Source organism: Enterococcus durans NBRC 100479 = LMG 10746, assembly GCF_001544215.1.
GTDB classification, from domain to species: Bacteria; Bacillota; Bacilli; order Lactobacillales; family Enterococcaceae; genus Enterococcus_B; species Enterococcus_B durans.
In genome coordinates, this window is sequence record NZ_BCQB01000016.1 from 23,798 (window position 1) to 37,030 (window position 13,233).

Annotated in this window: 15 protein-coding genes and 1 other annotated feature; of the genes, 4 read left to right on the forward strand and 11 right to left on the reverse strand. The window is 36.9% G+C overall.

From position 1 onward, the window contains the following. Positions 1 to 219 precede the first annotated feature (219 nt). The 11 genes from ED2_RS06225 to ED2_RS06275 all read right to left on the reverse strand — a co-directional run bounded on the left by ED2_RS06225 (position 220) and on the right by ED2_RS06275 (position 9,856). Positions 220 to 1,356 carry a 5-methyltetrahydropteroyltriglutamate--homocysteine S-methyltransferase gene (locus tag ED2_RS06225; RefSeq protein WP_005878081.1) on the reverse strand — a complete coding sequence of 379 codons (1,137 nt, stop codon included), beginning with the start codon at positions 1,354 to 1,356 and terminating at the stop codon, positions 220 to 222. A gap of 58 nt (positions 1,357 to 1,414) precedes the next feature. Then, positions 1,415 to 1,645 (reverse strand) — a binding site (T-box leader). A gap of 124 nt (positions 1,646 to 1,769) precedes the next feature. Further along, positions 1,770 to 2,825: a C39 family peptidase gene (locus ED2_RS06230; RefSeq protein ID WP_005878080.1), complete on the reverse strand. Its 1,056-nt coding sequence runs from the start codon at positions 2,823 to 2,825 to the stop codon at positions 1,770 to 1,772. A gap of 317 nt (positions 2,826 to 3,142) precedes the next feature. Then, a complete protein-coding gene (locus ED2_RS06235) occupies positions 3,143 to 3,532 on the reverse strand; it encodes a hypothetical protein (protein WP_016177049.1) in 390 nt (129 codons plus the stop codon). A gap of 19 nt (positions 3,533 to 3,551) precedes the next feature. Further along, positions 3,552 to 3,839: a hypothetical protein gene (locus ED2_RS06240; protein WP_025481364.1), complete on the reverse strand. Its 288-nt coding sequence runs from the start codon at positions 3,837 to 3,839 to the stop codon at positions 3,552 to 3,554. Between the two features lie 165 nt (positions 3,840 to 4,004). Beyond that, on the reverse strand, positions 4,005 to 4,586 hold the full coding sequence (locus tag ED2_RS06245) for a radical SAM protein (protein WP_016177048.1): 582 nt from the start codon (positions 4,584 to 4,586) through the stop codon (positions 4,005 to 4,007). Continuing rightward, a complete protein-coding gene (locus ED2_RS06250; protein WP_005878074.1) occupies positions 4,573 to 4,893 on the reverse strand; it encodes an SdpI family protein in 321 nt (106 codons plus the stop codon). Before ED2_RS06250 ends, ED2_RS06245 begins: the two co-directional genes overlap by 14 nt. A gap of 602 nt (positions 4,894 to 5,495) precedes the next feature. Then, positions 5,496 to 6,569 (reverse strand): ABC transporter substrate-binding protein, encoded by a 1,074-nt coding sequence (locus ED2_RS06255; protein WP_016177047.1) that lies wholly within the window; start codon positions 6,567 to 6,569, stop codon positions 5,496 to 5,498. Next, complete coding sequence (locus tag ED2_RS06260; protein ID WP_005878070.1) at positions 6,566 to 7,393, reverse strand: ABC transporter permease; 828 nt, start codon at positions 7,391 to 7,393, stop codon at positions 6,566 to 6,568. The genes ED2_RS06255 and ED2_RS06260 overlap by 4 nt, the downstream gene beginning before the upstream one ends. Further along, entirely contained in the window at positions 7,390 to 8,199 is an 810-nt protein-coding gene (locus ED2_RS06265) for an ABC transporter permease (protein WP_005878068.1), read from the reverse strand. The genes ED2_RS06260 and ED2_RS06265 overlap by 4 nt, the downstream gene beginning before the upstream one ends. Before the next feature lie 12 nt (positions 8,200 to 8,211). Continuing rightward, positions 8,212 to 9,297, reverse strand: coding sequence for an ABC transporter ATP-binding protein (locus ED2_RS06270; protein WP_005878067.1), 1,086 nt, complete (start codon positions 9,295 to 9,297; stop codon positions 8,212 to 8,214). Positions 9,298 to 9,313: 16 nt separating this feature from the next. Beyond that, a complete protein-coding gene (locus tag ED2_RS06275; RefSeq protein ID WP_005878066.1) occupies positions 9,314 to 9,856 on the reverse strand; it encodes a helix-turn-helix domain-containing protein in 543 nt (180 codons plus the stop codon). A gap of 239 nt (positions 9,857 to 10,095) precedes the next feature. Here ED2_RS06275 and ED2_RS06280 point away from each other — a divergent pair, with 239 nt between their 5' ends. The 4 genes from ED2_RS06280 (at position 10,096) to ED2_RS06295 (ending at position 13,189) form a co-directional block, all read left to right on the forward strand. Further along, positions 10,096 to 11,085 (forward strand): acrylyl-CoA reductase family protein, encoded by a 990-nt coding sequence (locus ED2_RS06280; protein ID WP_016177046.1) that lies wholly within the window; start codon positions 10,096 to 10,098, stop codon positions 11,083 to 11,085. Further along, positions 11,082 to 11,834: a phosphopantothenate--cysteine ligase gene (locus tag ED2_RS06285; protein ID WP_016177045.1), complete on the forward strand. Its 753-nt coding sequence runs from the start codon at positions 11,082 to 11,084 to the stop codon at positions 11,832 to 11,834. Before ED2_RS06280 ends, ED2_RS06285 begins: the two co-directional genes overlap by 4 nt. Before the next feature lie 151 nt (positions 11,835 to 11,985). Then, positions 11,986 to 12,537, forward strand: coding sequence for a phosphopantothenoylcysteine decarboxylase (coaC, locus tag ED2_RS06290; RefSeq protein WP_016177044.1), 552 nt, complete (start codon positions 11,986 to 11,988; stop codon positions 12,535 to 12,537). A 16-nt stretch (positions 12,538 to 12,553) separates the two neighbouring features. Continuing rightward, complete coding sequence (locus tag ED2_RS06295) at positions 12,554 to 13,189, forward strand: ECF transporter S component (RefSeq protein ID WP_016177043.1); 636 nt, start codon at positions 12,554 to 12,556, stop codon at positions 13,187 to 13,189. Positions 13,190 to 13,233: the final 44 nt, after the last annotated feature.

Below are 13,233 nucleotides of genomic sequence, written 5' to 3' on the forward strand. Positions count from 1 at the left end.
CTCAGAAAATGAAAAACAACATAAAAATAGAGCGTGGGACAAAACTAAAAATCAGTTTTGCCACAGACTCTAACTCCGAATAAACGGTGGGAGCAGAAGTAACTCCTTCGGAAATAAGCCGAAATTCACAAAAATTTGAAAAGCAATTTTCGTTAATTTCTTCTTATTTCTCGGAGTTAAACACTTCTGTCCCAACCTCTTCTTCTAACACTTGAATTATTACTTGTCTTGCCAAACTTCGGTCGCGATTTTTTGTAATAATTCGATTTTTTTCCACTGTTCTTCTTCCGTTAAACGATTTCCTTCTTCTGTGGATGCAAAGCCACATTGCGGGCTAATACTTAAATTCTCTAACGGCACATACTGTTGTGCCTCTTCAATACGCTTCTTGATTTCACTAGGATCTTCTAATTCTGGAAATTTAGAAGTGACCAGTCCCAACACAACTTTACTCTTCTTATCCGTCCAATAACGTAGTGGAGAAAAATCACCAGCTCGGTCAGAGTCATATTCCAAAAAGAAGCCATCATAATTTGTTGCAAATAAATTTTTAGCAATCGGTTCATAGCCACCAGAAAAAAGCCATGATGAAGCATGATTTCCTCGACAAATATGTGTTGTCACTGTCAAATCTTCTGGTTTATCCGCCAATGCCCCATTGATGATCGTTGTACAGATTTCAGCAACTTCCTCAGGATCGATCCCTTTTGCTTCAAGTGAGTCACGTTTTGTTTTATCCGCTAAAAAGGCCCAATTCGTGTCATCAAATTGTAAATAGCGACAACCTCTATCATAAAATGCTTGGACAGCATCCTGATAAGTTTTAGATAAATCAGCGTAAAATTCTGTTAAGTCAGGATAGACTTCTTTGATTTTAGAAGTACCATCATTTGATAAAAGTTCTTGACGTAAAATCATTGTTGGACTAGGAATCGTTGCTTTTGCTACAGATGTACCATCTGTTTCTACAACTTCTTTTAAAAAGGTAAAATCATCTAAGAAAGGATGGTTCGGATCAAAAGAGATTTTATCTGCTACACGGATATTGTACGAAGGCGCTGCTTTCCCGTGGAATTTTTGATTATAGCCTGTTTCTGGTACATAGCCTTCGATACCATTCAAGCCTTCTAGAAAATCAATATGCCAAAAACCTCGACGAAACTCTCCATCGGTGATTCCCTTTAATCCAACTGCCTTTTGGCTCGCTACTAATTTTTTTATTTCTTCATTTTCGATTTCACGAAGTTCTTCTTTGGTAGTTGTTCCTTCCTTCACTCTTTGTCTTGCTTCTTTGATTGATTTAGGACGTAGAAAACTACCTACGTGATCGACTGTAAATGGAATTGTTTGATTCATATTCGACACTCCTTTGAATTTTATAAAAAAAAGCCCTTTTACTAGTAATAAATACTAGTAAAAGGACGATTATGCTCGTGGTACCACCTTTATTTAGAAAGATTTCTCTTTCCCTTCACCTGACCATTTGATCAGTGGTCTCGTTAACGGGAGACTTCTTCGTTTTTGCCTACATATCGGCAAAAATCCTAAAAGGTCATTTTCACTAATCTTTTATTTAGCTTCTCCCACCAAACGAAGCCTCTCTTAAAATAACTTGATTACTTACTTTCCTTCTCAACGGATGTTATTTGATTGATATCAGGATAACATTTTTCAGAAAAATGTCAATTTTTTATAAAATAAACTTTGACTATTTTCTGTTGTTTCTTGAATCAGCGCTCTTTTGCTCCAGTATCCTTCTTTATTATTTTTTATCTCACAGCTACTGCCATACCTGTAACATTAAATGCGTTCTCATAAGTAGAAGCATTGATCCATTTTGCCCCAAAAACAGGATCGACCACGTGATATGCGCCATCTCTAAAGCCGTCAACTAGAACCACATGTCCGTTCCAGACTGCACGTCCCCAAGGCATTTGCTTAAATTGTGGAGAAGCGTAGTTATACGTGATCCAAGTAACAACTGGGTTGCCATTACGGATTTCATTCTTGATGCCATTTGTGCCAGAACCTGTGATATTCACAGCATTTCCGCCTACGTTTTTCGCCCATTGCACAACTGGATCATCCATCATACCTTGATACGTACCATTTACATTGTAGCGCCATTCACCTGAATACCCATGATTTGGATTACCATCTGAAGCTTTAGGCATCGAATTAACGAAACTTGTTAAGGATTGATTGGTTGCGACTCCCTTATAGTGCAATCCTTCCAATAGTGATGCTCCTTCACATAACATCGTATCTCCTTGCCAAACTACTGGTACATTTAATACTTTATTATTTGTTGGTGCTGGTGTTGGATTTGCCTGGCTATTCGGCATTGCATACCAACCAGTCCCTTCAATGTTCCAGCCTTGTCGAGAAATCACATTCTTTTCATTTTGATCCAACGTATAATGGTGCCAATTCACTTGACGGTTATATAAACGAGTGACAGGAACACCATTTGCTCCATTGTAAGAATAAAAAGCAATTCCTTCATATGTCCAACCTGTATGACTGATTTGATCCCGCTCACCAGCGTTAGTTGTATAAAAATGTTCGCCGTTCGAACGATTGTACAAACGATACACCGGAGACCCATTTTCTGGTGCTTGCCATGCCACACCTTCATACCGCCAACCATAACGTTTCAAGTTATCCCGTTCGCCAGTACTGCGCGTATACAAATGTTCGCCACTATAAGGATTGTACACACGGTACATCGGAATAGAGCTATCCGCAAAAGTTGCTTGACCGATGACAAAACTACCAACCATCATTGCACCCAATACCAAACCTTTCATTGCCATCTTTTTCATTTTTCATCCTCTTTTCGCTGTAAATATATAGGACAAGTATAGCATGATAGAGGACACTAACAACTAAAAAATCATAAAAGAACATTTTTTAGTCACCTTTGCAAGGAAAGAGAATGGCTAAAGGTACAGTTACATGTGCCGATTATAATACGACTAGTTCCTGTAGACGAAAGTTTTTGATTCCTTAGAGGTATCTGATTTTTTATAGGACTTTGCGCTTATTTCCGATACAACTTGTTTAAAAATTCAATAAAAATAGATTTATCATGACTTTGTACAAAACATAATCCTTTTACTTCATGATATATTTAGCTAAATTAAGCAAATGAGTTACTTTCAATTTCATTAAAACATTCCATCATTCTTTGTGTGAAATTTTGGTTACTATATCTACTAATAACCTTTAATACATTCTGTAAAACTGGTGAATGTAAGGTATATTCAGAAGAATGAACTGAGGGCATCACTACTACAAAATTTGCTACAGCAGCCACTACACCTGCTGCCACAGCTTCAGCAACTATATAAAGATTTGTATAGTACCAACCAGCTCTAGAAATAGATGGTCCCACAGGTTCTAAAGGAACAATTATTTGAGCTTGTATAAGTAATTGTTGTATTATATCCATGTCTTCATTTTCACACGCAAGTTTAAATTCCGGATCATTGCTTAATCGATTTAGTTTTTTAAATAAATTCATATCCATAATTATTACTCCATATCGTTTAATTAAAATTTTTATAGAAAATCGTTTTTTCAATAAAATTCGACTCTATTTCATCACTTATTATTCTTATATTATTTCTAATCGTTTCCATTACTAATGGATTATTATATATATATGCACAATATAAGCATCGGTGACCAAGTTTAGGGATTTTAATTTTTTCGTTCCACTCTTTAGCTTTTTTAATTATGTGATAAGGCCCAACTAAAAAAATCCATTTTTTTATTAAATCATCTAGTTGTTTATTTATCGCCTTTTCTAGCGGTATCTTTTCTATATTTCCCAACGACATCTCTCTAATTGAATGAATCGTTAATCCGCAACAGCTATAGATATTATTATTAGAATCAACAGAAATATTTGAGTAGAGATTATCACATCCATAATCCAGTTCACTTAAATTTATTTCATGGTTATTATGGCCGTATTTATCTATGTTTTTTATAGATATCTAAGAAGAACAAATATAAGTAAATAAATCTTTATTTTTTGAATCCATAATTTTTTTAAATATTGGATTTGATTTCAAATCATTTTCACGGAATTTTGCAAACCTGTGCGTTTCTAACGATATAGAAACTGGTATATCTTGCTCTATAGCCATTAATGAACCTAACAGTACCTTGTCTACTCGCACATACTTTTGGTGTTGATCACCTGTTGAAAAATTAATTTCTTTTAATCCTGCATCTTTTAGTTTTTTAACATATTTCTCTGCTCTAACTGGATTAGATGCCCAATGACCATTTGTAACAAGCCTAGTTGCTAATCCATTTTTAGTTGCATAATTTATTCCTTCTATTAGCGTATTACCTAGTAACGTTGCTTCACCACCAGTAAAAACAATAACCTTCACAGACTCTAGAGAGATTAATTCCTCAATAATATGAATCAACTGTTGTGTATTCATTATGGAAGTTTTTTTTCTAGAGCAATTAAAACAGCAATCTTCACATTCTGCTGTACATTTATAAGTAGTAATAATTCCTGCACTGCTCGGCATAATAGCTTTTTCTTGTTTATTTTTTCCCATTTTCAGACTTGTCTCCATATACTAGAAATAGTTGTGTAATAATTGCAGAAATAACGATTCCAATAATAGATATAAAATTTGACACAGAAACATTTATTATATTGAAAAAATAAAGAATTAAAGAAAATAAACTAATTACAATGATTCCTCCATAAAAAATAGTTTGTGAATATACCCAGTTTTTGTTAGAAGACATACTCCGTTTCGTTCTAAATCCTATTCCTGCATTTCTACTCTTATCAAAAATCCAAATATTTAGAAGCAATAATACTGCTATTATTAAGATAAAATAGCTATACTGATTCAAAAATTACCCTCCTAATAAAATTAATTAAAATATCAAAAATTATGTGAAAATAATAACATATATGATTTAATATCCCTGTTTTTTTCATAAAAAGTGGTATTAGGAGCATAATCGTTTCAGTTTGAAGTAACCTATTAAATTTTAGAGAAGTATTATAACTAAAATTAGCCTACACGATACAGAACGAACGTTCTATAATGAATAAGAGATATTTTTATTAACAGAGGTAGGAGTATGATTAAAAAGTTGATAATGGCTATTTATTAGATATTAGTCTGGGCATCGACCCAATCACCAAAAAACAAAGAAGAAAAAGAGTTAAAGTTGGTACAAAATCAGTATTTTATTTAATTTTACTCTGGTAGAAAATCACTAGTATAAAAGATAAAATAACACAAAAAAAGCGCCTAAAAAGACGCTTTTGGTAGAAAATTGGAAAACAGAGGTTGTAAGCGAGCTGTTTAGCTCCGAGCATTAAAGAGAAATTTTGAATTAATGTCGAAGGAGTTAGCTCGTGAACACCGTATTTTCAGTTGAAAGAATTCAGAATCTCCTTATTGTTCCAGTCCTTCAAATTCTTCCTGTTTTATTGAGTTTTGCCATCATTTCCGATACATCTTGAATTCCAAGAACAAGTCATTATAGATGCCTAGATATTTTGGTCCGAGGTCTTCATAAACTTCTAGGTGGGAGATCGTGTCGTCTGAAGGATAAAATTGTTCATCTTCAGAAATCTCCTTTGGCAATAATGCTTTTGCTTTTTTATTTGGTGTTGAATAACCGATGTATTCGGCATTTTGCGCTGCATTTTCTGGTTCTAACATGAAGTTGATAAAGTCATAGGCGCCTTCTTTATTTTTAGCTGTTTTCGGCATAACGATATTATCGAACCATAGATTTGAGCCTTCTGAGGGGATCACGTAATGCAAATGTTCATTTTCAGACATCATATCTGCTGCTTCACCGGAAAAAGTGACTGCCACAGAGGCTTCTTCATTGATCATATACATTTTGATCTCATCTGCAACGATTGCTTTGATATTAGGGGTCATCTGGTTCAACTTGTTGGCCGCTTCATTTAACTGATCTCTGTTTTTGCTGTTCAATGAGTAGCCAAGACTATTTAATGAAAGTCCCATTACTTCTCGTGCGCCATCGATCAGCATCAAGCTATCTCTCAATTCTGGTTTCCACAAGTCATCCCAATGTTTGATCTCATTTTCCTTGAACATTTTATCATTGTAAACGATACCTAATGTTCCCCAAAAATAAGGGACGGAATAGGTGTTGTTTGGATCAAAATCCTGATTCAAAAAGCGATCATCAATGTTTGCTAATCCTTTGATTTTTGTATGATCTAACGGTAGCACAAGTTTTTCTTTGATCATTTTTTGGATCATATATTCACTAGGGATGGCGATATCATAATTCGTTCCCCCTTGTTGGATCTTCGTGAACATTGCTTCATTTGAATCAAACGTTTCATAGTTAACTTTGTAGCCAGTTTCTTGTTCAAATTTAGTGATCAAGCTAGGATCAACGTAGTCCCCCCAGTTGTAGATCGTGACGATCTTAGCACCACTCATCCCGCTGGCTTTCTCTAGTTGACGAACGCCAAAAAGCAAAACCACGATGATGACTAGGATACCAATGAATAATGATTGTAATTTTTTCATCGTAAACGTGCCACCTCCTCACGTCCGCGACGGTTCTTTCTTAATTTTTTCGGACGATTTTCTTTGCTAATGAAATAGTAGCCAATTACAAGAATCATTGAAAATAGGAAAACAAGTGCGCTTAATGCGTTGATTTCCAGACTGATTCCTTGGCGCGCGCGTGAGTAGATTTCTACGGATAAGGTCGTGAAGCCATTCCCAGTAACAAAGAAGGTTACTGCAAAATCATCTAGTGAATACGTAAACGCCATGAAATAGCCTGCAATGATCCCAGGCGAAAGAAACGGCAAGATGATATTTTTTACAACTTGCAGATTATTGGCACCCAAATCTCTTGCAGCATCAACCATCGAATCATTCATTTCCTGTAGCTTCGGCAATACCATCAGAACGACGATAGGAATACTAAAGGCAATATGTGAGAGTAAAACACTTTGAAATCCTAGGCCAAATCCTAATAAAGTAAAGAAGATCAAGAAACTAGCACCAATGATGACATCGGGTGAAACGAGTAAAATATTGTTCATACTTAGCAGAGCCGTTCTTGCTTGCCTTTTTTTCGTGTAATAGATGCCCATTGCTCCAAATGTTCCAATGATCGTCGCAATCAAAGCTGATAAGAAAGCCAACATAAACGTGTTCAGTACAATGATGATCAACCGCGTATCGTCAAAGACTGCTTGGTAATTTTCCCACGTAAAACCAGTGAAACTGTTCATCGTGCCACCAGCATTGAAGGAATAAAAAATCAAATAAAAAATCGGCAGATATAACAAAAGAAAAACAATTGCTAGGTAAAGATAAGACCATTTGATTTTTTTCATCGTGAACGGCCTCCCTTCTTCTTCTCACCCGTGAGTAACATAACGATAAACATGGCAATGATCAGAATAACGCCGATTGTTGAGCCCATTCCCCAGTTTTGAGTTACCAAGAAATGCTGTTCGATTGCTGTACCTAGTGTGATCACTCGATTTCCGCCAATCAAACGCGTCAGCATGAATAATGACAAGGATGGGATAAACACAGCTTGCACACCACTCTTCACACCATTTAAAGATAATGGAAAAATGACTCGACGGAATGTTTCAAAATTATTTGCTCCTAGATCACGACTAGCACTGATCAACGAAGGATTCATCTCTTCTAGCGCATTGAAGATTGGCATGATCATAAAAGGAATTTCTATATAAGTAGCTACAAATAAAAAACTAAAGTCTGTAAACAAAATCTGCCTTGGGCCGATTCCTAAAAAGTCAAAAAAGTGGTTGACACTTCCATGAATACTAAAGATTCCAATAAAGGCATACGCTTTTAATAATAAATTGACCCATGTCGGTAAGATGATCAACATCAACCACAGCTGCTTATGTTTTAGTTTAGTTAAAAAATAGGCAGTTGGGTAACTGATGATAAGAGTAAAAAAAGTGATCAAAAAAGCATACCAAACTGAATTAAGTGTCATTGATAAATAAGTACCTGACGTAAAATATGCGGCATAGTTGCTCAAAGTGAACTGACCGTTCATATCAAAGAAAGATTGATAAATGATCAGCAAAACTGGCGCAATAACAAACAATCCTAACCATAAGATATAAGGGACTGAATAGATTCTACGCATTGTTTTCATTATTGTCCCTCCTTACTCTTCATAGCTCTCCAAACGAGCATCGAATTCTTCTTCCGTCTCGTTGAAACGCATCACATGGATATCTTCTGGTTCAAAGGCTAAGCCAACTTGACTACCTTCTTTGGCTTTCTTTGTGGAGTGGACCATCCACTCATTTTGCTGTTCATCGTAACAAATGATCTCGTAATGGACGCCGCGGAAGAGTTGTGTATCAACAGTCACGACTAGTTTTCCTTTGTCTGGAGTAGTGATTGTCAGATCCTCTGGGCGCAATACCACTTCTACTGGTTCATTAGGCCGCATCCCACCATCTACACACTCAAATTGTTTACCAACAAACTCCACCAAATTGTCTTCGATCATCACCCCATTGACGATATTGCTTTCTCCAACAAAATCCGCAACAAAATGACTGATTGGTTCATCGTAGATATCGACTGGGGTTCCACTTTGCACGATTTTCCCTTTATTCATGACGAAGATTTCATCACTCATCGCTAGTGCTTCTTCTTGGTCGTGAGTTACAAAAATAAAGGTGATTCCTAATCGTTGTTGTAATTCTCTTAATTCATACTGCATCGCTGTACGCAACTTTAGATCCAATGCAGACAGTGGTTCATCTAGCAATAAGACTTTAGGTTCATTCACGATGGCTCTGGCAATCGCAACTCTTTGTCTTTGGCCACCGGACATTTCACTGATTTCACGGGTTTCATATCCTGGCAGTTGGACCATCCGCAACGCATCTTTTACTTTTTTTTCGATTTCGGCTTTATTCATTTTCTTGATTTTCAAACCAAAGGCAACGTTATCGAAGACATTCATATGTGGAAACAACGCATAATCTTGGAAAACCGTATTTACTTGGCGCTTGTTGGCTGGCAAGTCATTTAGTCTTTTTCCTTCAAAATAAATATCGCCTTCTGTCGCTTCCGTGAAGCCTGCAATGATTCTTAAAATCGTTGTTTTACCACAGCCAGAAGGACCAAGCAATGTGTAAAATTTTCCTTGTTCGATCTCGAAACTTACATTTTTTAAAATTGATTCATCGTCGTAGCGTTTCACTACTTGATCAAATGAAATAATTGGTTTTCCCACTATTTAACCTCCTAAATTACAAATACGATTGTGTAGCAACAATCAATGCTTTGGTCCGTTTCATTTGATGATTCCGTAACTGATGGTGCTTTGTTGCCTGATAATAAATTGATTGTCCTGCTTGCGCTACGTATTTTTTCTCTCCTAAGCTTAACTCTAATTCCCCTTCCAACACAAAAATAAACGTTTCTGATCGTGAAGGTTCGAATGTTTTATATTCTCCTGCCTTTTCAAAAATCAATAAGACAGGTTCCATTTCTTTTTCATTTGAATCTGATACAAGCCATTCTAATTCGTAGCCATTTTCCTCATCTTGATAAATCGTGTGGTCTTCTTTTGAATAAACCACTTGCTGATTCACAGTATCTTGATGGAAAAATTCTTCAGGTGTCACACCGAGTACTTCAAGAATAGAAAAAAAAGTTTCCATTGATGGGGAACTTAAATCTCGTTCCAGCTGAGAAATATAGCCTTTGGACAAATCTGTCCGTTCGCCTAATTCTTCCTGAGTCAAATTTTTTTGGATCCGTAGATTCCTTAGCTTATCACCAATCTCCATCTCATTCCTCCTCATTGAAGTTTTCTAATAGTAAACACGGAGTTTACTATCACTCGTACTAGTATACAAATTTTAGTTAAAAAGACAACCCTTTTTACAAAAAAATTCTTCAAAAAAGTCCAACATTTTCCTAGTTACTAAATTTCTTTTTTTTTGGTAATAAAAGCACAGCGAATCCCCATAAAAAGGAGAACTTTATGGTATGATAAAAGAAAATTTTGAAAGGAACAGTCGCATACATGAATAAATTTAAAACGCTTCAAATAGAGAATGTGCCTACCTTCCATTCCGCTATCGTTGAACAAGAAAAGCCGCTCTTAGAAGATGGTGAAGTCTTTATTAAAGTAGAATACTCAGACGTCAATTACAAAGACGCACTAGCAAGTAGTGAAGCAGGTGGTGTGATCCGCTCTTACCCTATGACGCCAGGCATCGATTTGGCGGGCATCGTTGTAGAAAGTCAAGATGAACGCTATCAGTCAGGTGACCCTGTACTTGTCACAGGCTATGGACTTGGAGTTTCTCATCCAGGTGGGTACAGTCAATATCAGAAGGTACCAGGAGACTGGATCGTTCCATTGCCAGCTAATTTGACTTCCCGCCAAGCAATGATCTTAGGCACGGCCGGTTTCACAGCTGCTTTATGTGTCAATGCACTAATCGATCAAGGGATGAATAAAACAGACAAAATCGTTGTAAGCGGTGCTACTGGTGGCGTTGGCAGTGTGGCTATTGCTCTATTACATCAACTTGGCTTTACTTCTGTTATTGCTTTGACACGGAAAAAACAAACGACAGATTGGTTAACTGATCTAGGTGCAACAGAGGTTGTTTCTCCAGAAGAGTTCTTACCAGAAAAAACAAAACCTTTGGGCACACAGCAGATCGACTATCTGATCGATACAGTAGGCGGAACTCAATTGGCGAAACTTCTTCCTCTGATTTCCTATAATGGGGCAGCCGCTTTATGTGGGAATGCCGGTGGTATAAAACTTGAAACAACTGTTTTACCGTTTATCTTGCGGAATATCCAATTGATTGGGATCGATTCGGTAAATGTTCCCCACGCTGATCGTAGCCGAGTTTGGCAACAATTAGCAGATTTGACCATTACAGATGTCCTACGTGTCAAAGAGATTTCCCTTGAAGAGCTGCCAGAAATCACTCAACAGCTTTTGTCTGGTACACATCAAGGACGAACTTTAGTAAATGTAGGTGGGCAAAAATGAAGATATTGATCACTGCTGGTGGCACTAGCGAAAAAATCGACCAAGTCCGATCGATCACGAATCATTCCACTGGTCGCCTTGGAAAAACGATTGCCGAAACTTTTGTACATTCTTCTTCTGCGAGGATCGACTATGTTACAACCGCAAATGCTGTGAAGCCAGAAACACATGAAAAAATCACGTTGCACTTGATTGAATCTACACTAGAACTCTTTACAGTTCTAAAGGAATTATTGAAAAATAATACCTATGATGCAATCATCCATAGCATGGCAGTTAGTGATTTCACTCCAGCTTTTAGCCTTTCAGAAGAACAATTGGCTACATCGATAACGAAAGAGCCACTATCACCTGACACTCTTTCTGAGTGGTTTATGACACAAGAAAAAGTACCTCAGCAAGATGAAAAGATTTCTTCTAATACAGAACATTTAGTGATCGTATTGAAAAAAACGCCAAAAATCATCAGTTGTCTACGTGAGTGGCAGCCAACAGCTAAAATCATCGGCTTCAAGCTATTAGTTGATGTTTCAAAAGAACAATTGTTAGCAGTCGCTCAAGAAAGTATCCTAAAGAATCGCACAGACTATATATTGGCAAATGATCTCACTGAAATCACGGCGCAATCTCACCACGGTTATTTGCTTTCAGCAAATGGCGAAGTCAAAGAAGCTCAGACAAAACAAGAAATCGCTGAATTGATCGTACAGACGATCAGCCAAACGAATATCTCTGATGGATCAAGCTAGATATTTTCAGTAAAAAGGACCTACATTCTTTTTATTTCATTAGTTTTCTAAAAAGATATGTTGGGTCCTCAGAAAAAATCAACTTGTTGACACCTTTTGCACGCTTGTTAAAATAGAAGACATCTTGATTCACAAAAAAGGAGAATGAACCATGAAAAAAATACTTTTAGGCATTACTGGTAGTATCTCCGCATATAAAAGTGCAGATATTACGAACCAACTCGTAAAACTTGGTTATCAAGTTGATGTGATCATGACAGAAAGCAGTACGCACTTTATCACTCCGCTTACCTTACAATCCTTATCAAAACGTGCAGTACATACTGATGTTATGCAAGAAAAAGAACCGAGTGTCATCAATCATATCGAGTTAGCAAAACATGCAGATTTATTATTGATTGCTCCTGCAACTACGAATATCCTAGGAAAACTAGCCAATGGAGTCGCAGATGACCTGCTCTCAACTGTCGCAATGGCACTACCTGTTAAAACACCAAAGTTGATTGCACCAGCTATGAATACCAATATGTATCAAAATCCGATCAATCAAAAGAATCTAGCTACTCTAAAATCGGTGGGCTATCAAGAGATCGAACCTAGAGAATCGTTACTGGCTTGTGGTGATTTTGGTAAAGGTGCACTTGCGGATATCCAAGTGATCATCGATCAAGTCGTTACGACAATCAACAACAGAACGATTTAAATCAAAAGGAGTAATCATGAAAAATACAAAGAACTTTACATTGACTGCTATGTTTCTAGCAATTTTGATTTTACTAGCTGTAACGCCACTTGGCTTTATTCCCATAGGGCCCATCAATGCCACGACGATGCATATTCCTGTGATCATTGCTTCTATCGTTCTTGGACCTCGTTTAGGTGCTTTTTTAGGCGGGACTTTCGGCTTGATCAGTATGATTCGTAGCACGGTAGTACAAACAACTTTATCTTTTGTTTTTTCGCCGTTCATTCCAGTGATCGGCACAGATCATGGCAGTTTAAAAGCATTGCTGATTGCTTTTATCCCACGGATCCTTATTGGAATCGTTCCTTACTTCGTCTTTAAAGGAATGCAAAAACTGATCAAAAACAAAGCCAATACTGTTTCTCTCTTTATTGCTGGTCTAGCAGGATCACTTGTGAATACGATCCTAGTGATGAACATGATTTATTTCTTATTCCAGCAAGACTATGCTCAAGTGATCGGCAAAAATATCAACGCTGTTTATTCCGCTGTTCTAGCGGTTATTTTCACCAGTGGAGTCCCAGAAGCCATCGTTGCAGGACTCGCAACTGCAGGTGTTTGCAGCGTATTGCTCCGTTTGATCCGTACGAATCCACAACCAAAGATCTAGTCGCATACAAAAGCTTGTTTATCTTTATGAGGTTGAGACAAAAG